Origin of the sequence: uncultured Ruminococcus sp. (genome assembly GCF_946415235.1) — a bacterium.
In the GTDB taxonomy this organism is placed as follows: Bacteria; Bacillota; Clostridia; order Oscillospirales; family Ruminococcaceae; genus Ruminococcus.
Genome location: NZ_CAMKRR010000022.1, coordinates 1 through 23,973, shown reverse-complemented (window position 1 = coordinate 23,973; position 23,973 = coordinate 1). Strand labels below are relative to the sequence as shown.

The 23,973-nt window shown below is 48.4% G+C and carries 21 protein-coding genes and 1 other annotated feature; of the genes, 5 read left to right on the top strand and 16 right to left on the bottom strand.

Annotated features, from left to right (window positions below):
- Window positions 1–139 precede the first annotated feature (139 nt).
- From Q0R37_RS06640 to Q0R37_RS06595, 10 genes are all read right to left on the bottom strand, one after another.
- Window positions 140–1,213 (bottom strand): radical SAM protein, encoded by a 1,074-nt coding sequence (locus tag Q0R37_RS06640; RefSeq protein ID WP_294752667.1) that lies wholly within the window; start codon window positions 1,211–1,213, stop codon window positions 140–142.
- A gap of 1 nt (window position 1,214) precedes the next feature.
- Window positions 1,215–2,051: a dockerin type I repeat-containing protein gene (locus Q0R37_RS06635; protein ID WP_294752665.1), complete on the bottom strand. Its 837-nt coding sequence runs from the start codon at window positions 2,049–2,051 to the stop codon at window positions 1,215–1,217.
- 202 nt (window positions 2,052–2,253) lie between these two features.
- Window positions 2,254–3,411: an FtsW/RodA/SpoVE family cell cycle protein gene (locus tag Q0R37_RS06630; RefSeq protein ID WP_294752663.1), complete on the bottom strand. Its 1,158-nt coding sequence runs from the start codon at window positions 3,409–3,411 to the stop codon at window positions 2,254–2,256.
- A gap of 49 nt (window positions 3,412–3,460) precedes the next feature.
- Entirely contained in the window at window positions 3,461–4,987 is a 1,527-nt protein-coding gene (locus Q0R37_RS06625; protein WP_294752661.1) for a YifB family Mg chelatase-like AAA ATPase, read from the bottom strand.
- Window positions 4,988–4,999: 12 nt separating this feature from the next.
- The gene (locus Q0R37_RS06620; protein ID WP_294752660.1) at window positions 5,000–5,827 is read right to left on the bottom strand and encodes a hypothetical protein; all 828 of its coding nucleotides are present in this window, start codon (window positions 5,825–5,827) and stop codon (window positions 5,000–5,002) included.
- Between the two features lie 160 nt (window positions 5,828–5,987).
- Window positions 5,988–6,518 carry a S1 RNA-binding domain-containing protein gene (locus Q0R37_RS06615; RefSeq protein ID WP_294752658.1) on the bottom strand — a complete coding sequence of 177 codons (531 nt, stop codon included), beginning with the start codon at window positions 6,516–6,518 and terminating at the stop codon, window positions 5,988–5,990.
- 45 nt (window positions 6,519–6,563) lie between these two features.
- Window positions 6,564–6,866, bottom strand: coding sequence for a hypothetical protein (locus Q0R37_RS06610; RefSeq protein WP_294752656.1), 303 nt, complete (start codon window positions 6,864–6,866; stop codon window positions 6,564–6,566).
- Complete coding sequence (gene yabQ, locus Q0R37_RS06605; protein ID WP_294752654.1) at window positions 6,844–7,404, bottom strand: spore cortex biosynthesis protein YabQ; 561 nt, start codon at window positions 7,402–7,404, stop codon at window positions 6,844–6,846. Before yabQ ends, Q0R37_RS06610 begins: the two co-directional genes overlap by 23 nt.
- Complete coding sequence (gene yabP / locus Q0R37_RS06600; RefSeq protein ID WP_294752653.1) at window positions 7,401–7,709, bottom strand: sporulation protein YabP; 309 nt, start codon at window positions 7,707–7,709, stop codon at window positions 7,401–7,403. Before yabP ends, yabQ begins: the two co-directional genes overlap by 4 nt.
- Before the next feature lie 65 nt (window positions 7,710–7,774).
- Window positions 7,775–8,977: a hypothetical protein gene (locus Q0R37_RS06595; RefSeq protein ID WP_294752651.1), complete on the bottom strand. Its 1,203-nt coding sequence runs from the start codon at window positions 8,975–8,977 to the stop codon at window positions 7,775–7,777.
- Window positions 8,978–9,158: 181 nt separating this feature from the next.
- Between Q0R37_RS06595 and Q0R37_RS06590 the strand changes: the two genes are divergently transcribed.
- The gene (locus Q0R37_RS06590) at window positions 9,159–10,250 is read left to right on the top strand and encodes a DUF3810 domain-containing protein (protein ID WP_294752649.1); all 1,092 of its coding nucleotides are present in this window, start codon (window positions 9,159–9,161) and stop codon (window positions 10,248–10,250) included.
- A 44-nt stretch (window positions 10,251–10,294) separates the two neighbouring features.
- On the opposite strand, the gene Q0R37_RS06585 is transcribed toward Q0R37_RS06590, so the two are convergent.
- From Q0R37_RS06585 to Q0R37_RS06575, 3 genes are read right to left on the bottom strand one after another with little or no spacing between them, the layout of a single operon-like run.
- The gene (locus Q0R37_RS06585) at window positions 10,295–10,891 is read right to left on the bottom strand and encodes a hypothetical protein (RefSeq protein WP_294752647.1); all 597 of its coding nucleotides are present in this window, start codon (window positions 10,889–10,891) and stop codon (window positions 10,295–10,297) included.
- A gap of 54 nt (window positions 10,892–10,945) precedes the next feature.
- The gene (locus Q0R37_RS06580; RefSeq protein ID WP_294752645.1) at window positions 10,946–12,652 is read right to left on the bottom strand and encodes an NAD(P)H-hydrate dehydratase; all 1,707 of its coding nucleotides are present in this window, start codon (window positions 12,650–12,652) and stop codon (window positions 10,946–10,948) included.
- A 56-nt stretch (window positions 12,653–12,708) separates the two neighbouring features.
- Entirely contained in the window at window positions 12,709–13,233 is a 525-nt protein-coding gene (locus Q0R37_RS06575) for a hypothetical protein (RefSeq protein ID WP_294752644.1), read from the bottom strand.
- A 721-nt stretch (window positions 13,234–13,954) separates the two neighbouring features.
- On the opposite strand from Q0R37_RS06575, the gene pheS reads away from it, so the two are divergent.
- The 3 genes from pheS to pheT are packed head-to-tail and all read left to right on the top strand — an operon-like array spanning window position 13,955 to window position 18,074.
- Window positions 13,955–14,983, top strand: coding sequence for a phenylalanine--tRNA ligase subunit alpha (gene pheS / locus Q0R37_RS06570; RefSeq protein WP_294752642.1), 1,029 nt, complete (start codon window positions 13,955–13,957; stop codon window positions 14,981–14,983).
- Window positions 14,984–14,985: 2 nt separating this feature from the next.
- Window positions 14,986–15,567 (top strand): hypothetical protein, encoded by a 582-nt coding sequence (locus Q0R37_RS06565; RefSeq protein WP_294752640.1) that lies wholly within the window; start codon window positions 14,986–14,988, stop codon window positions 15,565–15,567.
- A gap of 50 nt (window positions 15,568–15,617) precedes the next feature.
- Window positions 15,618–18,074, top strand: coding sequence for a phenylalanine--tRNA ligase subunit beta (pheT, locus tag Q0R37_RS06560; protein ID WP_294752639.1), 2,457 nt, complete (start codon window positions 15,618–15,620; stop codon window positions 18,072–18,074).
- Between the two features lie 175 nt (window positions 18,075–18,249).
- Here the strand turns inward: pheT and asnA are convergent, their stop codons facing one another.
- Both asnA and asnS read right to left on the bottom strand, forming a co-directional pair.
- The gene (gene asnA / locus Q0R37_RS06555) at window positions 18,250–19,260 is read right to left on the bottom strand and encodes an aspartate--ammonia ligase (RefSeq protein ID WP_294752637.1); all 1,011 of its coding nucleotides are present in this window, start codon (window positions 19,258–19,260) and stop codon (window positions 18,250–18,252) included.
- A gap of 170 nt (window positions 19,261–19,430) precedes the next feature.
- A complete protein-coding gene (gene asnS / locus Q0R37_RS06550) occupies window positions 19,431–20,801 on the bottom strand; it encodes an asparagine--tRNA ligase (protein ID WP_294752635.1) in 1,371 nt (456 codons plus the stop codon).
- A 68-nt stretch (window positions 20,802–20,869) separates the two neighbouring features.
- Window positions 20,870–21,138: a binding site (T-box leader), on the bottom strand.
- 224 nt (window positions 21,139–21,362) lie between these two features.
- On the opposite strand from asnS, the gene Q0R37_RS06545 reads away from it, so the two are divergent.
- Window positions 21,363–22,922 carry a carbohydrate-binding domain-containing protein gene (locus Q0R37_RS06545; protein WP_294752634.1) on the top strand — a complete coding sequence of 520 codons (1,560 nt, stop codon included), beginning with the start codon at window positions 21,363–21,365 and terminating at the stop codon, window positions 22,920–22,922.
- 68 nt (window positions 22,923–22,990) lie between these two features.
- Here Q0R37_RS06545 and Q0R37_RS06540 read toward each other — a convergent pair.
- A partial coding sequence (locus Q0R37_RS06540) for a leucine-rich repeat domain-containing protein (protein WP_294752631.1) occupies window positions 22,991–23,973 on the bottom strand: 983 nt, incomplete at its 5' end.

Below are 23,973 nucleotides of genomic sequence, written 5' to 3'. Positions count from 1 at the left end.
TCGACGTCCCGTTTGTTATATAACGTGTCCCTGCGGGCGGCGGAACGCCGCCCCTACATTGGCTAACAACCTTCAAAAACCATATACAGCAAAAAGCCCCGAGGCAGAGCCTCGGGGCTTGATAATTGTATTGCGTATATCAGAAAAGTATATCCTTGAAGCAAAGCTGCGGCTTGTTATTGTCAAAGTCCCAGCTGTGATAGGAGTCACCGTGACAGAACTCCTTCTGATCGCACTTTGCACAGGTGGGATTATCGTCCGCAAGGTCGCGGCGGAACACCTCGAATTTGTTTTCCCACACCTCACTGAAACGGTCGCGGAGGATATTTCCCTGCACGAACTCGGGACGGCGCTCTATGTCAAGACAGGCTGCTATATCGCCGTTTGCGCTGATACTTGCCGTATAAATGCCTGCTGTGCAGAGGAAGTACCAGTCACGCACCTCGCGCTCGTACTCCATGCCGAGGTAGTGGCTGCATCCGTAGGATACAGGTTCACCTGCTATCCTCTTATTCCTGATGAACTCCATAAGCGTTCTGTAATCGTCATCCGTGAGGAGCAGCTCGGGGTGGGTCTTTGCACGTCCCATAGGCTCCATATTTACAACTCGCCATGAGTCTATGTCGATATCGTTGAATATCCTGTACAGCTCGTCAAGCTCTGTGATGCTCTTGTGAGTTACCACCGTTGTGACCTGTATATGCTCAAATCCGCCAACACGCAGCAGATTTTCGATACCCTCCATAGCCTTCTTATAGCCCCCTGGAGTCCTTCTGAATTCGTCGTGAGTATTCTCAAGTCCGTCAATGCTTACGGATATGGTCTTCATGCCCGTTCTCTTAAGCTCTCTCGCAACATGATCGTCGATAAGCGTACCGTTTGAGGTCATGCCCCACTCAAATCCAAGCTCATGTGCAGCTCCGAGGATATCGAAGAAATCCTTCCTCAGAAGCGGCTCTCCGCCTGTAATGTCGAGCATTTTTCCCTTTTCGGACATATCCTCTTTAAGCTGTTTGAGGAACTGTCGGTACTGCTCAACGGATATCTCCTCGGAAGTAACGTCGCCGCACTGGCTCCCGCAGTGGAGACACCTTTCGTTGCAGCGAAGCGTAAGCTCAAGGAAGAGATTGCGGAGCTCGGGCTTTTTCATAAGTGTTTGGCGATAGTCTCTCATCTGTTCAAGATGAGCGCGTTTCATATTGACATCGAGCATATTACTTGTCCTCTTGCTGCTCGGTCTCTTCAGTTTCTGCAGCTTCGACAATATCAAGTATATCCTTGAACGAGTTATCTGTAAAATCACGGATCCTGTCAATGGACGGCTTGATGCCGTAAAGTGTGACTACGATATCTCCCCTCGGATCATATGACGTAGTAAAGATCGCGTCGGAAGTTTTGGTTGTTGTAGTTGTGGTTGTAGTTCTGAGCTTTTCCTTCGTGGTAGTCTTGTCGCTCATTGAAGTGCTGTTATTGTCTCTGAAGTCCTTGATAGCTCCGAGAAGGAACCTCTGGAGGAGCACAAGGTCGGTAACGTCGATCTTTCCGTCGGAATTGATATCACTGAGGAGCTTTGCTCTCTGATCCTTATACTCATCAAAGAGAATAGCTCTTCTGAGCGCGATAGCGTCAAAGGTATCTATGACCTCATCACCGTTTACATCGCCCCTCATTTTTTCCAGATTCTCTTCAAGGTCTCTGTCAAGAGTTGTGGTCGTCGGAGGCGGACCGTAAAGCAGAACAGGCATTGTGGTCGTGGTAGTTGTTCTGAGCATCCACGGAGGACCGTAAAGTGTCTGTGTCGTAGTATTGGTAAGCGTTGTCATCTCTGTGGTGGTAACAGGTGAAGTCGTTGTGGTGCTGACCTCCTGACCGTCATTTTCTCCCTCTTTCAGCTGTTCTCTGTTCCAGTCGCGGTCGGAAAGTGTGACAGTTTCAACAGGATCGACATTCATTCTGCTTCCGCCGTTATCAGCAGCGTCGGATGGGATCGCCGAAAGATTTGCTGCCGCAAACATTGCAGCTGTCATAACGGTAAATATACTTTTTTTCATTTCTAAACTCTCCTCTCATAAAGATCGGTACTTTTAATCACCTTATCTGTTTTTAACATAGACAAACATATTTCATCTATGCACATTTTCTAATTTCGGTTAATTATATTTTACTCCTAATACACAGATTTGTCAACCTAAAAATAATAAAAAAACATATCTGATCAATAAAAAAGCTCCCGCAAAAGCAGGAGCAAAATACTCAGTCGTCGTTCTCTTCGTCATAGAAAACATTATAGTTTACGGCTCTGTGACTGTAGGTGCTGAGGACAAGTCCTATCATGGCATACATACTTATCATGGCAGTGCCGCCTGCGCTGAGGAAGGGCAGAGGTACGCCGATAACGGGAGCGACCTTGAGCACCATGCCGATATTCATCAGGCAGTGTGTGAAAACAAGTCCGAAAGCGCCCATGCATATGAACTTACCGAGATGATCCCGGCAAAGGCGGCTGTCGCCGAATATCTTAAGGCATATATAAGCAAGGACGATTATTATGCCGAGAGTTCCTATAAAACCGAATACCTGACCTGCATAGGTAAAAATGAAGTCATTGTGTATCTCGGGAACGGTTATATAGTCATCGGGCTTGCCGAAAAGTCCCTTTCCGAAAACTCCTCCCGATTTGAGTGCCGCAAGTCCGAGGTCCTGCTGATACTCGATATACTCGGGATCTGTTCCCGGGTGGAAAAGTATGAGGATACGCTTCTTGTGGAACTCGCTCAGTGCAAAGAACCACATACATATAAGTCCAGCTGCAACAAAGAATGGCGCTGCAATAAGGTATTTCCATGATATTTTCGCGGAGCATATCATAAATGCAAATATTCCCGCAAATACGATAGCTGTTCCGTAGTCGCCCTGCAAAGCGACTATTCCAAGGGGGATCATGCCGTGTATGACTATGAAAAGCATATGAAGCGGTTTGTTCATTTCTTCCTCGTCACGGGAAAGGTGGTGAGCAAAGGTCAGTATGAACGCAAGCTTAAGCACCTCTGAGGGCTGGAACTGTATAAATCCGAGATTCAGCCACGCCTGGTCGTCAGCGCCCTCTCGCCTGTAGCCGAGACCCGTGAACGTAAGGGCGGTGAGCGCCAGTGCGACAGGTACGAATACTACCCAGAGCTTTACGAGCTTGCGGTAATCTATGAATGATATTATGACCGCCGCCACAACTCCCGCGGCCATGGAAAATGCCTGCGTTTTCCAGTAGCTTGAGCCTACAGTCTCCAGTACCTTATTGTAGGTTATGGAGTATATCAGCAGGGTACTTATGGCAGCGCAAAGCGTAACTGCAAAAAGCAGTCCGCCGTCGATGCTGTGCTTGTCCGACGGTAATTTTTTGAATGCTGATCTCATTGTTTCTCCTTTTATCTCTTTCTTTTTATCATTTTTCAGAGTCTGACTGCTATTCGGACCAGTACTTGCGGTCAAGGCTCCTGAACTGTGCAGCTGCGGCAACATGGGCTTTCTGTATTACCTCGGAGCCGTTTATGTCAGCAATGGTCCTTGCGACCTTCAATATGCGGTCATATGCTCTTGCACTCAGTCCGAGCCTGTCAAACACGCTCTTCATGAGGAGCTCCGCCGCATCGTCCATGGGACAGAATTCCTGTAATTTATCGGGAGTGATAAGTGCATTGCAGGTGATGCCCGTTCCTCTGAAACGCTCTTCCTGTATGGCTCTTGCCGAAACCACGCGCTTTCTTATCTCTGCCGAGCTCTCCTCCTTAGCCTTTGACGAAAGGTCGCCGAACTCAACGGGAGCTACTTCGATATGCAGATCAAACCTGTCCAGCAAAGGTCCCGATATCTTGGAAAGATATCCTGTGACCTTATTCTTCGGGCATATGCACTTGCGCTTGGGATGTCCGTAATATCCGCAGGGACATGGGTTCATAGCGCCTATGAGCATGATAGTGCACGGATATGTGACTGTTCCCGAAGCACGGGCGATAGTCACCTTTCTGTCCTCAAGGGGCTGACGGAGTATCTCCAGCGTCTTGCGGTCAAATTCCGCAAGCTCGTCCAGAAACAGCAGTCCGTTATGAGCAAGGGACACCTCTCCCGGATGCGGGACTGTTCCGCCGCCTGCAAGTCCTGCCGATGATATGGTATGATGAGGAGCACGGAACGGCCTTTTTGTTATTATGGGCATTTCGGAGTTGAGTAATCCCGAAATGGAATGGATTTTTGTGGTCTCGAGAGCTTCCTCGAAGGTAAGGGGCGGAAGTATGGACGGCATACGCTTTGCGAGCATACTCTTTCCGCTTCCGGGCGAGCCTATGAGCAGAGCGTTATGACCGCCTGCCGCAGCTATTTCCAGAGCCTTTTTCGCAGACTGCTGTCCTCTTACGTCAGAAAAGTCAAGAGTTTCGTTATATGCAGCCTCAGGAGGGACATAATGCTCGCAGGGGGAAAGCTTTTCTTCATTTCGGAAATGCCTTATGAGCTCCTCTGCGTTATGCACCGCATATATATCAACTCCGTCGATAACAGAGGCTTCCTTTGAGTTATCCGCCGGCACGAAAACCGACTTTATGCCGATCTCACGGGCAAGCATGACCATGGGAAGAACTCCGTTGATGCGCCTTATATCACCGTTAAGGGATATCTCGCCTATGAACGCGCAGCCCTCAAGAACATCGTCTATCATTCTCATGCCGCGCAGGATAGCCATGAATATTGCCATATCATGCACAGAACCGCTCTTTTTCGTATCTGCGGGAGCAAGATTTATCATGACGCTGGCAACGGGGAAGCTGATGCTGCACGAGCGGAGTGCGGCGCGGATACGCTCACGGCTCTCCTTTACAACGGTATCGGGGAGCCCGACAACTTCAAACTGCGGATTGCCGCGGCTTATGTCTATCTCTACGTCCACAGGGAACGCATTCAGTCCGAAAAGTCCGAGACTTGACACCTTTGCAAACATAATATATCCCCCTTATCTGAATTTCAGACCGCTGTCCGAAATACGTCCGGCCTTTCCCGATTTCGGTCTGAATCTGTCAGGAGCAGCCTTAAGCTCCGTATTTTTGTTTATCTCCAGCTCGGGCATACCGACTATGCCTTCTGTCGGGTCGTTCTTTGCTGCCTCCCTGCTTACGGGAGCCGCAGGGAGCGACGCACTGACAGGAGCGCTTACAGGCGTGTTCACAGGCGCATTTGCGGGTATTCCTGCGGGAGCCTGTGCATTTGCCTGCTGACCCTGTTTTGCGGAATTGCCATACGAGTCACTGCAGCTCCTTGAAAACCTTTTCTTCTCCTCATGCTCGGTAAGTATGATGCTGAAAAGCGGAAAACCCTCAGTCTCACTCAGCTGCTGATAATCATAATAATTATTTGGAGCTCTGTAGCCGAAGATGACTCCCAGTCCGCCTGCTATGAACGTAAAAGCATCCAGAAGCGTGAACATATGGAATATGGGCACGATGAACATGAGCAGATATATCAGAAACAGTATATAGTGGCATATCTTATACCTGCTGCAGCCGAAAAGTCCGAGCAGTATAAGTCCCCAGCAAATAAGCATCTGTAAAACGCACATACCCGAGCTGAGTTCCGAAGTACTGCCGCCGACAAGCACGGGCAGCCAGCCTATGACCTGAAGCGGGTATCCCGTCAGGGAAATGACCGAAAGAAGCAGCCCCGACACCAGAGAAAAAATAAACAGTGCCGATCCCTGCTTGCTTATCGCCTCAAGGCGCCCTAAACACGCAGGATAATGTGCGTGATTGGGCTTCTCCTCAAGGAGCGGATTTTTATCTTTCATAATACAGTATCTCCATTGATCGTTGACAGCTTTCAGCGCACATATCTCACACCTTAAGCTTATCATTATACAGTATAGTATACCACTTTTCGGCTGCAATGTAAATATATTTCTCGAATTTTCAGCAGTAAAAAAGAGCCGTCCGTCGGACGGCTCTGTCTTATTTTCTTCTTGTTCCGTTTTTTCTGTCGGTACTGCGCTTGAGGTCGCACATACGCTCCTCGCTGGTCTGCTTGAAGCGTGACATCATATCCTCGAAGGTCATTTCCGACTGAGGGATAGGCTTCTTGGGCTCCCATACCACAGGCTTGCTTCTCTGCTGGCGTTCATTGTTCCTTTCGCCCTTGTCAAAGCCGTGATCGCCCTTGTCGCCCTTATCGAAGCTTCTTTCGCCGTTCCTGTCGAACTTGCCCTGACCCTTGTCAAAGCGCTTCTGACGAGGCTGAGCGTCTCCGTTCTCGGCAGCCTTCTTTATGGAAAGGCTCACCTTTCCCGCTTCATTGATGCCTATTACCTTTACCTTGACTTCCTGATCCTCCGAGAGGTGCTCATGGATGTCGCTGACATATGTATTTGCGATCTCGGAAATATGGACCATTCCCGTACCGCCGCCTTCGATATCGACAAAAGCTCCGTACTGTGTTATTCCCTTGACCTTGCCGTTATAGATCTTACCAATTTCCAGCTGCATATTTATTTATAACTCCTTTTTATGGATCCGTCTCCGCAGACCCGATTAGTCCCTGGTAGTGTCGTAGAATCTGCGCTCGTCAGGATAGGCATAGCCTCTCTCTTCAAGTGCGACCTTTTCCATGTAAGCGTTGAGATCGTCACTGTCAAGTACACGCTGCAGCTCGGCATTTTCAGTCTCATAAGCATTTATTTTGGCTTGTATCAGCTTCATCTGCTCTTCCTTTTCCCTGCAGTCCTTCTGTGTGGACGCTATAAGGACGCCGCAGCCGATTATGGCAGCCGCAGCAGCGAGCTTGACGAGCCCCCTGTTGAACAGGCCTTTTTTATTCTGCTTTTCGTGTTTCATTTTTTTTGACAACGTTTTTCACGTTCTTTCTCTTTTTATTTTCCATTTTATTATACAACATCAACGGACAGTTTAGCAATACTATTTTTATTTTTTTAAATCGTTTAACCTTAATTTGGAGATTTCTAACAAATTTAACATTCACTTTTTTATACAACGATGCAAAAATCAGTTTAACAGGATGAAAGATCAGTTTCAGACAGGCGCCTGCGATAAGAAAAAGCTTTCTCAGCGTCTTCATTACGATGCTTCCGAGGGTGACGAAATAGATCAGAAAGCCGAGAATGTTCCCGATAACGAAATACATTCTCAGCTCTCCCCTCGCTGCTGCGGCGGCAAAGGCTGTCAGCGCCGTACTGTAAAGCAGCAGAAAGGCTGTGTCCTCAAACGCCACAAGGAGCTTATTGTGCGGAAATATCAGTCTTACTGCCCTTACTGCGTCAAATGCGACGCCCACGGCAGCTCCCATGATGCAGGAAAGTCCGAAAAGTCTCAGCTCCTCACTGACGGTGAAATACGTCTCGGGAACTATCCTCATCTGAACAGCCTTCCAAGTGCGGATATAGGACCTTTCTTGTCCCTGTCGCCGTATATGAGCGCCCATATATCGCCTGTTATGGTCATATCTCCCGTCTCGACGCTCATGGCGTCTATGTGGAGCTCACGCCCCTGTATTTTGAGCTCTCCCAGCTGAGTGTAAAGGCTTATCTCCTTTTCGTCAAAGCTGTCCACATCGGTTATCCCCGATATGCTAAGGCTTTTCCTGTTTTCAAGTATCAGATTGTGATTCTGCTTTATTGGCTTTTCCTGCATGGCTGTACCTCCCGTATTTGATACTTTCATTCTATTCGGAAGTGTCCGCAAATATGCAAAAGCTCCCCGCAATGCATACGGGGAGCTGTAAAGCGTTATTTTATCAAATCCGCACAGAGGCTGTAGACCTCGTCAAAGCTCTTTTTCCTGATATCCTTGTCTTCGGAAATACCCATATCAGAATTCAGGACAGTATCCGCAGGGTATGTGCCTATGCCCCTGTTCTTATCCTTTTCCTCGGCAACGGCATAGACCAGCGTTCCGTCATTTACGACCATGAACCAGTCAAACTTGCCGCTTTCGTCAAAGAAATCGTTCAATTTTTTCTTAAAGCCCACCATGTCAAAGTCCGCGGGAACATTGATATTCCTGCTTTCATCCGAGCAGATAACAGCCTTTTTCATCTCGGGGAGCTTGTTTTCCGCATCGAACTCCGTTAGGGCTGTATTTCCTGCGTTGAACAGCGATTTTGTACCGGTAGTGACAGATCTTTTGCGGGCGCTCCTCATAAACTTGAGCATGGAATCGTCCATGCGCCACTCGCCGCCCTTTACGCGGTATATGTAGAACTCCTCTTCATCGGTTTCGCCGCTGTCCTCTTTGAGTACTTCTATTGTAACGTATTTCGCATCATCAAGCTGTACGGTATCAGCGATCTTCTCACTGTCAATATCGTTGAAATAGGCTTCCATTTCATTTATATCGACCTTGTCCTTGCCGCCGTGCTCCGCGATATAATCGCTCATGACCTTGTATCCCGCACAGTAGCCGCGGATAGCTTCGTCCTCTTCATCGTCTATATCCTCGGCGCTTACTATTTTCACAAGCTTTTTCTTTGAGGTATTGCTCTCTTCCGACTCGGCATACTTTTCAAGCAGCTCGTCAAGGCTGTAAGTCTCGCCAACTTCTGCTGCCTCCGCCATAAGCGAGACCTCCATTACCTCAAGTCCGCCCTCGGGCATCTGCATGATAAAGAGCTTCTTGAAGTCCCTTGAATTGCAGGTCTCGATATACTCGTTTATGAAATCCTCATAAGCCGCAGTATCGGCACTGTCTGCACTGCTGTCACTTTTTTCCTTCTTGTCCTCCTTTACCTTGTCACTGTCCTTGCTTTCGGGCTTATCTTCCTTTTTTTCGGTCTTTGCTTCGGTTTTTGCGTCAGTTTCCTTTTCCTTGTCTGTCTTTGCGGCAGACGAAGCAGCTTCCGTATCATTTTTGCTGTCAGGCTTGTTTCCGCAGCCTGTAAATGTACATAAGACCGCCGCAAGTGCGATCACTCCCGTAATTATCCTTTTCATACATATCCTCCTTATACGGCAGAAGCCGACTTTTACACTATAAACTATATCATACTTTCACGTATAAGTCAATTAACAGCAGGTTACATCAAGGTTAATTTTTCCTTTTTCTCCGCATATCTTGCTATTTCAGGGATTATATGCTACAATATAATCAATAACATCGAAAGAGGATAAAGCTATGAAAAAAAGATACAGCATTCCCCTGATAATTATAGTTTTAATGGTGCTTCTCAATGTTTTAGCCCGATTCTGCCGACCTTTCGCAGACTTTTACGTAGCGGAGGTATTCCCTTACATATCTGCGGCAGTTTCGTTCATAACGGGACTTATCCCGTTTTCGCTGGGAGAAATGCTGACCGTCGGCGGAGTTATCCTCGTTATCGCCGGTATACCGCTGTTTCTGCTGCTTCTCATATTCAGAAAGGGAAAGCGCAAAAAAACAGCCGCCTTTGCAGGAGCCCTCGTGCTGTGGATAATCTGCTACATAACGACTACAGAGACCGTGAACTGCTTTATCATGTATCAGTGTACTCCCTTTGCGGAAAAGTATTTCCCCAATGCCCATGAACACACGGACGAAGAAATGATCGGACTATACGATATGCTCGTAAAAAAATGCAACGAGCTGTCAGAGCAGGTGCCCCGCGACGAGCATGACAGGTTCGTACTCACCTGCGACTTTCAGACAGAGGCTAAAAAAGCCATGAAACGCGCAGGAGAGATATATCCCCAGCTCAAAGGCTACTACCCAAATGCAAAGCCCATACAGTTCTCATACTTTATGAGCCAGACCTATACTACGGGCATCTATCTTCCCTATACCATTGAAGCCAACTACAACGATGACATGGTAAGGACCAATCTGCCTTTCACGGTCTGCCACGAGCTTTCGCACCTGAAAGGCATAATACAGGAGGACGAAGCGAACTTCCTTGCGTTCATCGCAGCCACAGGCAGCGACAATGTCGAATTCCAATATGCAGGCTATCTCGAAGCCTTTGAATACGTTGACAGTGCTCTGTGGGAAAACGATCTTTACGATCATGCCCTCGATAATCCCGTATCACAAAAAGTGCAGAACGACTGCTACAGATTTCTTCCAGAGAACTACTGGGAGGAAAACGCCGAAAAGGAAATAATCCCCACGGAAGCGGTCAGTGAAGCCTCCGAGACCTTTTTCGATACAAATATAAAAATGAACGGCAGAGAAGAGGGAATACTTACCTATTCGCTGGTAGTGCGGCTGCTTCTTGACTATTATTACTCATAAGCAAAAGAGGACTTGACGTTAATACTGTCAAGTCCTCTATATTTTTATGCAGTTGTAACGGCGGCGGTTTCCGAAACCGTTTCCGCTGTGGTATCAGCAGTTGTCTGCTCAATTGATATCTCAGTGACTTTCAGCTCTGTAAACCGCATTTTCAGCTTATTGTTCGGCATTTCAAAGCTGCTGAGGAGTCCTTCTCCGTCAACGGTGAGTATATATTCTCCGCCGTCGAGACTTCCCTTGACGCTGAGCATACCATCGTTTTCCTCGCCTGTGAGCTCATCAGCCCCCGCATTATCGTCCACAGCCTTTATGAGATTGAGCATCATAGCCTTTACGGGAACAGCCGACTGAGGTACGGAAAAGCTAAGTCCCTTGTAGGACGCAAGGACATTTCCCTCGCTGAATTCAAGCTTCACTCCGCTGAGAGTATTTGGCTCGGAGAACTCTATCTCCCATGCCCCCTCTCCGAAGCGCTTTACCGCGCCCTCGGCTTCAAGGCGGTCAAGAGTAATGCTCACATCAGCGGAAAAACCGCAGCCGAGACTGTTCTTCCGCGAAGAACTGCCCACATTTGCCACCGAACAAGCTGTCAGGCATATCGCCGCAGCCGCCGTGAGTACGAATGTAAAAATCCTTTTCATAATACCAGCTCCAATCAAAGTATCGAAAATAAATTTTCACATCCGACCGCAGCCTTATACGGTCATATTATTCTTCTTTTCTCTTAGTATACCGAATGCATCGGGCAGATTTGCGATGATATCGCGCGGGAGCATAGCTTCCATGCCCAGCTTCTGAGCCGCTGCATCTCCTGCCAGTCCATGCATATACACACCTGCACAGGTGCCGTCGAATATCCCGCAGCCCTGCGCGATAGCAGCTCCTATCACACCTGCGAGTACATCGCCGCTTCCGCCAACGCTCATTCCTGCGTTGCCAGTATGATTTGCAGCTGTTGAATGGCTGTCGGCAACTACCGTGCCTGCGCCCTTGAGCACAACGGTTATGCCAAACTGTTCAGCGTACTTTTCAGCCGCAATGAGCCTGTTCTCGGCTATCATATCGGTGCTGCAACTCAGCAGACGAGCCATTTCTCCCATATGAGGAGTTATAACTATATCCGTCTGCTTCTTCATTAGAATGTTTATGTCCTTTGCAATGCAATTTATTCCATCTGCGTCAATAATAACAGGGCATTCCGCAGTCTGAGCCACAAACCTTGTGAGCTCTATGGTGTCGGGAGTAACTCCCATACCGCATCCAATAACGACAGCGTCTGCCTTTTTCATAGCCTCAGCCAGCACATCTTTGCTGCTGTCGTAGAGCATGAATCCGTAATCGTCGCTTTCCAGCTCTATGAACGTAGCCTCGGGTGCAAGCACCGATACTGTATCTATGCATTTTTCCACGGAAGCTACTCTTACAAGTCCTGCGCCGCTGCGAAGAGCTCCGAGAGCCGCAAATGCCGCCGCACCGCGCATAGAGGAGCTTCCCGCTATAACGAGGACCGTACCGAAGCAGCCCTTATGAGCGTCCCTTTCACGCTTGGGAGGATAAGCCGCAAGGAAGTTCCTTTCGATGCGGATATACTTCCTTTCCCCGTCAAGTATACCGAGAGCGCTTTTGGGTATGCCTATATCTGCCACAGTCACCTTTCCGCAGTACTTTTTCAGCGGGAACTGTGACATTCCCGACTTTATAAATCCGAATGTAAGGGTCTCGTCAGCCTTGAATATACCTGCGGCAGCCGTTCCCGCAGAGCTGTTTCCGCCGCTGGGGATATCCACAGCCACACGGTAAGCTCCCGAGCCTATGCCGAATATGCCTATAGTATCCTTGTCCAGCTGTCCGTGGAAGCCCGTGCCGAAAACTCCGTCCACAAGCACCTGTGCGCCTACGACCGCACCCTTGATAAGTCCCATTCTCCGCTTCTCCACAAAGAGTATATCTTCAAGGGGATTTCGGTCATGGCTGTCGTCGGAGCCGTCATTGCTTTTCGGCTGAATGGTCATATAATCAAGCTCCGCCGCTTCGATAGCAGCCTCAACATTGCCGCTCCTGAATCCCTCGATGAAGCTTATGCGCTCTCTCGGCAGTCTGCTCAGCATTTCCTGAGCAAGAGGAGATTTCGGAAGTCCGCCTATGTGTATGACAGTTATCATGTAGCCCTTATATACGAGTATATCCGCCGCGGCAAAGCAATCACCGCCGTTGTTGCCCGTACCCGCAAGGAACACTATGGAGCATTCCTCAGGCGGCAGCTGCGCTTCATTTCGGCAGTATCCGTCGATAAGCGCCGCAAGCTCCCTGCCTGCATTCTCCATGAGCTGCCTCTTGGTAACGCCCAGTTTCTCGGATCGCTCCTCCAGCCTGCTCATCTGCTTTGGTGTAACTATCTGCATATATATTACCTCCCCTTTTAGCGTTTGACGCTGAAATAGAATTTTTTATCTGTTCATCAGTGCTGCTTCGTTCTCAGCTTTGCTGGAAGGAACTTGCTTATATTCTCCAGCATTCTTTCATCGGGAACGAAGATGAGCCTTGCCGAGCCTACTGTTTCGTCGGTAAAGTCGGCGTAGTACTCATGTGAAGCTAGATTGTCCGTAGCCATTATCACGGTCATATCGGCGGTCTCTTCCATGCCTTCCTCGTATCTGCCGAAGTCCGTGAACTGTCTTATGCTTGTCGAGAGCATCGGGCGGCGCTTCTTCTTTGCGATTATCTTATCCACATCGAGTTCTCCGTTGGTGAAGGTGTACTCATACTCAACATAGGTGTTCTGAACGAAATAATAGGTCCCGTAGCCTGCCGCCGCCGCAAGTGCGAACCCGAGGAGCACTAAGAGCGGACTCCTCGCCTGAAATAACGTAAGGAGCAGAAGCGCGGCACTGAAAAGGATACCGACTATCATCATTGAAAATCTTCTTGTTTTATCAGCGTTTGTTTCGTTCTTTTTTACGAGCTGTTCAGCAAAATTATCCATTATTTATTCTCCGTTTCTGTTTTTGGGTCATGTGCCGATGTCTGCCCGAAAGGGCCTGACATGAAGAAATACAAGGCACAGCTCCCCTTTTATATTAAAGGAACTGCGCTCCCCGAATGCATTTCGGGACAATGGCCGCCTGACGGCTGTCATTGAGGGCACATTACATATATGATAACACATTTTCCGTCAGATTGCAACAAATCCGTTCAAAATTTTCAATTGCTTCATCTTTTTTTCACAAGTGTACACCAACTGCGGAAAAAATTTCAAAAAAGCTCTTGATTTTTTCGGAAAGCGCGTATATAATAGGTTTATAACCCGATGACTGAGAGAGTAAGAATGCAGGAGTTTCTTCAGAGAGGGGCGGAAAGGTGAAAGCGCCCTGTAACGGCACATTCCGAAGTTCACTCACGAGGGGCGGAGCGGAAGCGCCGATTTAACGGCGTGGTAGGCTGACGACGTAGGTCTGCGTTAAAGACAAGAGAGTGTCGGCTCTCCTGACAATGGGTGGTATAAAAGCAAGGTTTTAAGTCTTGTCCTGTTGGACAGGGCTTTTTTTAATTCATAATTCATAATTCGTAATGCGTAATTATATGTGTCCGCTCACGCGGACGGATCATTATATGTTCCGACACCTTTAATCTATCGCCGTTAGGCGATACCTTAATTACGAATTACGAATTAAGCATTTCGCATTAATTCTTAATGAGGTGAAACAATGAAAGAACAGCTTGAGAAAATCGAAGCGCTGGCAAAGCAGGAGCTTGAATCCTGCACCGAGATCAAGGCGCTGGACGACCTGAGGATAAAATTCCTCGGAAAAAAGGGTGAGCTCACCGCCATTCTCAAACAGATGGGACAGCTCTCCGCAGAAGAAAGACCTGTAATAGGTCAGCTTGCAAACAAGGTAAGAGCAGACATCGAAGAAGCTCTCGGCAGCAAGCTCGCTTCACTGAAGGCAAACGCACAGGCTGCAAAGCTTGCGGAGGAAAAGATCGACATCACTCTCCCGGGCAGGCACGCTCCCTTCGGCAAGCTCCATCCGCTTACCAAAGTTGAGAACGAGATAAGGGAAATATTCATCGGCATGGGCTTCAATATCGCCGACGGTCCCGAGATCGACGACGACTATCACGTATTCGAGGCTCTCAATCTTCCTCCCGATCATCCCGCAAGAGACACACAGGATACATTCTATATCGAGGACACAGACGAGTCAGTACTCCTCCGTACACAGACCTCTTCCGTACAGGTTCACGTTATGGAGAACCAGAAGCCCCCTATCCGTATCATCTCCCCCGGACGAGTTTTCCGTTCGGACGCTGTTGACGCTACTCATTCCCCTCTCTTCCACCAGATAGAGGGACTCGTAGTAGATAAGGGCATCACAATGAGCGACCTCAAGGGCACTCTCGAAATGCTCATGAAGAAGCTTTACGGCAGCGACTGCAAGCTCCGTTTCCGTCCTCACCACTTCCCCTTCACCGAGCCAAGCTGCGAGGTTGATATAAGCTGCTTCAACTGCGGCGGAAAGGGCTGCTCCATGTGTAAGGACGAGGGCTATATCGAGCTTCTCGGCGCAGGCATGGTACACCCAAAGGTACTGGAGAACTGCGGTATCGACCCTGAGGAATACTCGGGCTTTGCATTCGGTCTCGGACTTGAGCGTATGGTAATGGGACGCTTCGATATCAACGATCTCCGTCTCCTCTATGAGAACGATGTCCGCTTCTTAGAGCAGTTCTGAGCATGGAACGCTACAGAAAGGCACTGAAAAAATGCTATTTGCCTCATATCATACTTATCCCTGTTATCGTTCTTGTAATAATATACTGCATAATAAAACTCACATCCGTGGGTACCGACCTTGATACGCTGTTTGCCGAATGCTGGGTATGGGGACTGCTTCTGCTCATCGCTTTTCTCACGTGGCTGAATTTCTTTATTTACAGCCGCCGTCTGAAAAAGCTGAAGGAAGAGCTTCCCGACATCGCAGATCTGCTTGAAAACTGTTCGTTATCATTCAACGATACCCATTTCTTTCTGAATGAATATTTCGTCAGCTTTGAGATACCCGCAGCTGTCAGATATGAAGATATCACTTCTGTTCGCCCGAAAGCATTTATTTGGTATCATAAAGGGCGGAATTATGACAAGTCTTATATAAAGTTCAGATGCACAAACGGTAAAAAATGGTGCATAAGAAAATTTACGGGAAACCGTCTCTTCGTCAGTCGGAAAAAGTCAAACGAAGATAACAGAAAAGTATTCGGTGAGGTATCGGAGCAGCTGAAAAAACACTGTCCCCATGCCCAGTTCATCGAAAACTGAATACATGAAAAGTATGATGATATTTCAAATAAATCGAAAGGAAAAAAGATATGAATTTATCTATGAAATGGCTCGGCGATTACGTTAAAGCCGATATGCCCATAAAGGATTTCTGCCACGCCCTCACAATGAGCGGCTCAAAGGTAGAGTGCTATGAAAAAGAGGGAAGCAATATCTCCAACGTAGTAGTTGGTAAGATACTCTCAAAAGGTCCTCACGAAAATGCTGACGCGCTCTTTGTATGTCAGGTTGACATCGGCGCTGAGGCTCCCATACAGATAGTTACCAACGCAAAGAACGTAAAGGAGGGCGATCTCGTCCCCGTTGCTCTTGACGGAGCCGTTCTCCCCGAGGGCAAGATCAAGAAGTGCAAGATGCGCGGAGTTGAGAGCTTCGGTATGTTCTGCGGACTTGAAACTCTCGGTCTCACAGCTCACGACTTCCCCTATGCAGACCCCGAGGGCGTATTCGTTATCGAAGAGGACTGCAAGCTCGGCGAGGATATCCACACAGCTATAGGACTTGACGATACTTCCGTAGAGTTCGAGATAACCTCAAACCGTCCCGACTGTCTCAGCGTTATCGGTCTTGCAAGAGAGACTGCCGCTACCTACGGTACGGAACTTAAGGTAAAAGCTCCCGAATTCAAGGGAGTTGACGGCGATATCAACTCTATGCTGAAAGTCGATATCCACAACACGGAAAAGTGTCAGCGCTACTGTGCAGGTATCGTAAAGAACGTAAAGATCGGACCATCTCCCCGCTGGATGAGAGAGCGTCTCCGTGCAAGCGGCGTTCGCCCTATCAATAACTTCGTTGATATCACAAACTACGTTATGCTTGAATACGGTCAGCCTATGCACGCCTTCGACCTCCGCTACGTTGAGGGAGCTCATATCAATGTCCGCAACGCAAAGAACGGAGAGAAGATAATGACTCTTGACGGCGTTGAACGCGAGCTCACAGAGGATATGCTGGTCATCGCAGACGAGAAGAAGCCCGTCGCCGTTGCAGGTATCATGGGCGGCGAGTACAGCGGTATCATGGACGACACAACAACAGTCGTATTCGAGTCCGCATACTTCGAGCCCACACAGGTAAGACGCACATCAAAGGCTCTCAAGCTGAAGTCCGACGCTTCCGCACGTTATGAAAAGGGCGTTGACAGACTTATCTCAATGACCTGCTTAAAGAGAGCTTTCGAGCTCGTTGAAGAGCTTGGCGCAGGTGAGGTCCTCAACACAGTAATTGACCGTGACTACACAGACAAAACACCTGCTGCAGTTGATTTCAGCGCAGACTGGATAAACAATTTTCTCGGCACTGATATATCCGAGGCTGACATGATAAAGTACCTCGAACGCCTTGACTTCAAGGTAGAGGGCGGCAAGGTGATAGCTCCGTCCTTCCGTATAGACATCGGCTGCAAGGCTGATATCGCAGAGGAAGTTGCCCGTATCTACGGCTATAACAATATCCCGTCAACTGACTTCCGCGGCGTGGCAAGAGCTGAATTCACAGAGGAGCAGAAGTTCACGCGCATACTCAGAAACGCGGCAGCGGCTCTCGGCGGCTATGAGATAGCTACCTATTCATTCGTATCTCCCAAGTACTTCGACAGGATACGTCTCCCACAGGACAGCAGGCTCCGCAAGGTAGTAAGGATAGTAAATCCTCTCGGCGAGGATACCAGCGTTATGAGAACTTCCACTATCCCGTCGATGCTGGACGTACTTTCATTCAACTACAACAACCGCAACGAAAAGGCCTGCCTCTTTGAGATAGCAAAGGAGTACCTCCCCGCTTCCGAGGAGAAGCCCTTCATCAACGGTGATACTCTCGCAAACAGCGGCAAGCAGAAGCATAAGTACAGCTATTCTCTCCCCGACGAGCCCCAGAGACTTACAATAGGTATGTACGGCGGCGATGCTGACTTCTATACTCTCAAGGGCATGGTTGAGCAGCTCCTTGCAGAGCTCAAAATAAACGATGTTGAGTATGTCCGCGCAACTGACAGTGATATATTCGATGAGAAGTACGCTCTCCACCCGGGCAGAAGCGCAGTTATCCTCAAGGACGGCGCTCCCCTCGGCATCATGGGCGAGGTTCACCCCGAGGTGCAGGAGACCTACGAGATAGGAGTAAAGACCTACGTTGCAAAGCTCAATATCCCCGAGCTCATGGCAGCAGCCGCAGATAAGATAACCTATAAGCCACTGCCGAAGTTCCCTGCAACTACACGTGACCTCAGTCTCCTTGTGGACGAGGATATGCCTGTTGCAGAGCTTGAAAAGGCTATCAAGGGAGCTGTAGGAAAGATACTCGAAAAGGTAAGCCTCTTCGACGTATACCGCAGCGATGATATGAAGAAGAACGGCAAGAAGAGCATCGCTTACTCCATATCCATGCGTTCACATGAGGGAACTCTCACAGACGAACAGGCAGACGGCGCAATGAAGCGCGTACTGAAAGCACTCAGTGCTATCGGAGCTGAGCTCCGCGGCTGATTAAGCTATTAGCAGTTAGCTTATAGGGGCGCACAATGTGCGCCCGAAATATATACATAAATTCCAGCACGGGCGAACACTGTTCGCCCCTACACACAGCAAAAAGCCCGAAAGCATCGCTTTCGGGCTTTATTGTTCTTTATTCGGGCGGATAATATCCGCCCCTACAACGTTATCAGAGCAGTGTGATACCGTTAGCTGCACACTTCTCTATCATCTCGTCGGACCATATAGAGGACTGTACCTCGCCGATATGAGCTTTTTCAAGCATGAACATACAAAGTCTCGACTGACCGATACCGCCGCCGATAGTGAGCGGGAGAGTACCGTCAGCTATCATCTGATGATACTTGTACTGCATCCTGTCCTCGGCTCCGCACTCTGCAAGCTGCTTTTTGAGCGACTCCGCGTCAACACGGATTCCCATTGAGGATATCTCAAGAGAATCGTCAAGGACCTCGTCCCAGAAGAGGATATCACCGTTGAGCGCCCAATCGTCGTAGTCGGGAGCTCTTCCGTCATGCTTCTCACCGCTGGCAAGCTTGCCGCCGATACCCATAAGGAATACGGTCTTGTGCTCCTTGGTGATAAGGCGCTCACGCTCATGACCTGTCTTGTCGGGGTACATATCTTCAAGCTCCTGAGTTGTGATGAAGTACGGCTCGTCGCATACCTTTGCAGCCAGCTGAGGATAGCGGAGACTTACCTTGCGCTTTGTGTAAGCAATAGCCTTGACTACCGATTTTACCGTATCCTTAAGGAACTGTATATTTCTCTGGTCACGGGTGATGACCTTTTCCCAGTCCCACTGGTCAACGAATATTGAGTGGGTATTGTCTGTATCGTCATCGCGGCGGATAGCGTTCATATCCGTATAGATACCCTCTCCTGCGCTGTAGCCGTAGCGATAGAGAGCCATACGCTTCCATTTTGCCAGTGACTGAACTACCTCAGCCTCTGCAGCGATCTCCTTTATGTCGAAATCGACCTTGCGCTCAACGCCGTTGAGGTCGTCGTTGATACCGCTTCCCTTTTTAACGATCAGGGGAGCTGATACTCTGTCCAGAGTCAGGGCAAAAGATAGAGCCTGCTGGAATACGTCCTTGATATACTTGATAGCGTGCTGAGTTTCTCTCAGCGTGAGGGCTGATTTATAGCCCTCGGGGATATACAGCGATCTTGACATGATTAATCACTTTCCTTTACTTGATATTTTTACAGAAAGCAGCGCCATTGATGCTTCCTGTGCTGTACATATTTAAACCATTAGCATGTAGGGGCGGATGCCCACATCTGCCCGCAAAATCCATAGTTACACGGGGCGATGTAGGCATCGCCTCCTACAAATCGGCTAAATTATCTGATAGAGCCGACTGTTCTCGGGAAGAGTATAACGTCGCGGATATTTGCCATACCTGTTGTGTACATGATAAGTCTCTCGAAGCCGAGACCGAAGCCGCCGTGAGGTACGCTTCCGAACTTTCTGAGGTCGAGGTAGTCGCTGTAGAGATCGAGGTTCATCTTTCTCTCGTTCATAGCAGCGATAAGCTTCTCGTAATCAGCCTCACGCTCACTGCCGCCGATTATCTCACCAACGCCCGGCACAAGCAGGTCAACAGCCGCAACTGTCTTGCCGTCGGGATTCTGCTTCATGTAGAAGGACTTTATCTCCTTCGGATAGTCCGTTACGAACACAGCCTTCTTGAATACCTTCTCGGAGAGGTATCTCTCATGCTCGGTCTGAAGGTCGCAGCCCCACTCTACGGGATATACAAAGTTCTCTCCCGACTTCTTGAGGAGCTCGATAGCCTCTGTATAGGTAACTCTTGCGAAGTCGTGGGAGATAAGCTCCTCAAGACGCGCGATAAGACCCTTTTCAAAATGTGCGTCGAAGAACTTCATGTCATCGGGACAGGTATCAAGGAGCTTGCGGATAACGTATTTCAGCATATTCTCAGCTATCTCGATAACATCGTCAAGCTCTGCGAAGGCTACCTCGGGCTCCACGTGCCAGAACTCTGCAAGGTGCTTGGGAGTATTTGAGTTCTCGGCTCTGAAAGAAGGACCGAAGGTATATATCTTGCCCATAGCCATTGCAGCCATTTCGCCCTCGAGCTGACCCGATACGGAAAGTCCTGCCTTTCTGCCGAAGAAGTCGTTTGCGTAGTATTCTTCCTCGTTCTTGTAATCCTTGCTGTAGCCTATAGTCGTTACCTGAAACATCTCGCCTGCGCCCTCACAATCGCTTCCTGTGATAAGGGGAGTATTTACATAGACATAGTTGTTCTTCTGGAAGTATTCGTGTATAGCAGCTGCAAGTACGGAACGTACTCTCCATACAGCGTTGAATGTATTCGTTCTGCCTCTTAGGTGAGGAATAGTACGGAGGAATTCAAGGGTATGCCCCTTCTTCTGAAGAGGATAATCTGTAGGAGCATCGCCCAGTACGGTGATCCCCTCGGGAGCAGCGTTTATCTCAATAGTCTCGTTTCTGCCCTCTACAGCAGTACCTGTGACCTTTACAGACATACCTACTCTCGGCTCCTTGAAGTCGCTGTCGCCCTTATCGACTACGACCTGTACGTTTTTCAGCGAAGTTCCGTCGTTTACCTCAACGAAAGCAACGCTCTTGGAGTTACGTGAGGTACGTACCCAGCCGCATACTGTGACCTGCTTGCCTACATAGTCCTTTGAGGAGATTATCTCCTTGACATCAATGTGCTTCATAATAATTTTTCCTTTCATTATAAAATGTGCACAGGACGAGCAGGAATACAAAAAGCCCCGTCCTGAAACTACAGGACGGGGCGCAATACCCGTGGTGCCACCTGAATTACCGCAAAAGCGATCACTTTTGAGCCGCTGTAACGTGCGGAATACGTCGCCCCTACTCGGAATACCGTTTATTCGCCGAGACATTCATGCGCTGCCCCTCTTAAATCGGCACCCTTTCGGTTTGATGCTCGGGAGTGTTATTCACACAGACTCTGATATGCGGCTCACACCCTGCCCGCACTCTCTGAAAACGAATTTCCGTGCTACTTCTCTCCGTCTTTGCATTTATTTGTATGTATTATATCACTTATATTTAAATTTGTCAATAGTATAATCACAGATTTTCACAGTTTTATCAGATTTGGCACTGCAAATTCCACATTCTGCGGATTTCTTACACAAAGCTTTCCCGACGATTTCATTTTCCCTTTCTTAAATTTACAAAAAAAGGGTGTATATTATAACCATAGAAACAAATCACACACTCCAATAATATGAAAGGGTGCAGAATTTATGAATAATAACTTAAAGAAAACTGCTGCGGAACTCGCAGTGCTTATAATGGCTCTCAGCACATTCACAGGCTGCTCAAATCAGAACGTCTCTGAAACGGAGGTCATAAAGAATACCTCAAATACATATAATGAAACAAACGATACATACGAGACGACCGAAAACTCAGATGAGGTAAAAAAAGCGGATAAGATTATATCCGCAGCTGTCATAAACACGTCTAACATATTCTCCGACCGTGATCTTTCGCAGACTGCCGACACAGCTTCAGCAAAAATGCTTACTGTTTCGGACGGAAAGACCATTGATATCACCGAGGAGGGCGTTTACGTCCTCAGCGGAAGCGCAAAAAACTGCACTATCAAGGTCGATGCAGATGAAAATGCAAAAGTACAGCTGGTACTTGACGGAGTTGAGATAGAAAATGATGACTTCCCTGCTGTTTATGCAGTATCGGCAGACAAGGTGTTCATTACCACAACGGACAAGGACAGCTCCCTTGCGGTAAACAATGAGTTCAGAGCTGACGGCGAGACCAATACGGACGGGGTCGTTTACTCAAAGGAGGACCTTGTCCTCAACGGCAAGGGTACTCTTACGGTATACTCGGCATACGGAAACGGCATCTCCACCAAGGACGACCTCAAGATCACAGGCGGCACATACAAAATGACCACTGCCAAGGATTCCTTCGAGGCTAACGACTCAATTTCCATACACGACGGAAGCTTTACAATAAAGACCAATAAGGACGGCTTCCACTGCGAAAACAGCGACGACGATACAGTGGGTCAGATATATATTGCCGGCGGAAGCTTTGATATAAACGCCAAGAGCGACGGTATACAGGGAACTACCTACGTTCAGATCGACGGAGGCACATTCGGTATCACATCTTCCGAGGGCATAGAAGCTACATATGTGCAGATAAACGGCGGAAACATCACTATCGACGCTTCCGACGACGGCATAAACGCTTCACGCAACAGCACAGCCTGCGATATAGTTATCGAGTTCAACGGCGGCGAGACCACAATAACTATGGGACAGGGCGATACCGACGGTGTTGACTCAAACGGCGTTATCATCGTAAACGGCGGCACTATCGACGTGACCGCTCAGATGTCATCCTTTGACTACCAGACCTCAGCCGAATTCAACGGCGGTACTATAATCGTAAACGGCGAAGAAGTCGATGAGATTCCACAGTCCATGATGGGCTTCGGCGGTATGGGCGGCTTCAAAGGCGGCAGAGACGGCAGCTTTAACGGCAGACCCGACGGTGAGTTCACGCCCCCCGAGGGATTTGCAGACGGCAGCTTTACTCCGCCTGAGGGCTTCCCCGACGACTTCTCCGATACAGAGTCGGGAGCTAACGAAAAATTCGGTGAAGGCAGAGATTTCAGCGGATTCGGAGGAAAGCCTGACGAGAATTTTGCTCCCGACGAAAACAGCGGAGCTCAGTCCGGCGGCAGACGCGGCGGTTTCAAAGGCGGTCAGGACGGCGGCTTCGACAATAAAAATAAAGCCGAAACAGGCGGCTTTATCGAAAGAAATTGACTTTTTTCTTATTCTTCCCCCTTTAAATAATATAAAAAACGGGAGCTTTTAAAGCTCCCGTTTTGCTGTTATATGAACAATGTGCTGAAACCGTGCTCGCGGGCATAGCGCTCCGCTCTTTTGCGGTTTACCTGCTTAAGTATCCTTATGGTCTGCTTGTGACCCTTTCTGATAAGGTCAAGGGGAATATTCTCATCGTCAAATTCGCTTATATTGATATTGCAAAGGCTCTCACAGCCGCAGAATGCGTCCTCTTTGATATCCTTCGTATACATACTGATCTTCAGATCCATAAGGTTCTGGCATCCGTAAAACGCCCAGTTGCTTATGGTCTTTACAGTATTCGGTATAGTGATCTGTTCAAGAGACCTGCACCATGAGAAAGCACTTTCACCGATAGTTACCACAGAATCTGAAATTATTACCTTTTTAAGGCTGTAGCACTCGGAAAAAGCTGCATTGCCTATGGACTCCACAGAACCCGATATAACAATTCTTCTCAGGCGCTTGCAGGAGAAGAACATCAGGTCGCTTATCCTTTGCAGATACGCAGGAAGAACCACACTTTCAAGTCCGTTGCAGCGGCCGAAAGCTCCCTTTCCTATGCGCTTAAGCGACTCGGGGAAGTTCAGCTCCCTGAGATTAAGGCACTTTAGGAAAGCGTTTTCGCCGATAGACTCAAGATTTTTTGAGAAAACGATCTCTTCAAGGTTGAAGCAGTGGCAAAAAGCAAACTTATCTATAGTGCGTACACTGTCCGACATAACTATGCGCTTTACCGTCTCATTGCCGCGGAATGCGTACTTTCCTATAACGCTTACTTTTTCGGGGATCGTTATGGACTCTGTGGTTCCCACGTATTTTACGAGAGTACCGTTTTTGTCGATCGCCATGTTGTTGACGTCGTCGATCTCGATATTTTCATCATGGATAAGGTCGCCGTATTTCTCGTAATCACCGCTGTTTTCAGCTCTCTGTGGCTCCTGCGGCTTTTTATCCTCTGCCTTTTCTTCCTTTTTGGGAGCTTCGGGCTTCTTTTCCTCTGCCTTTT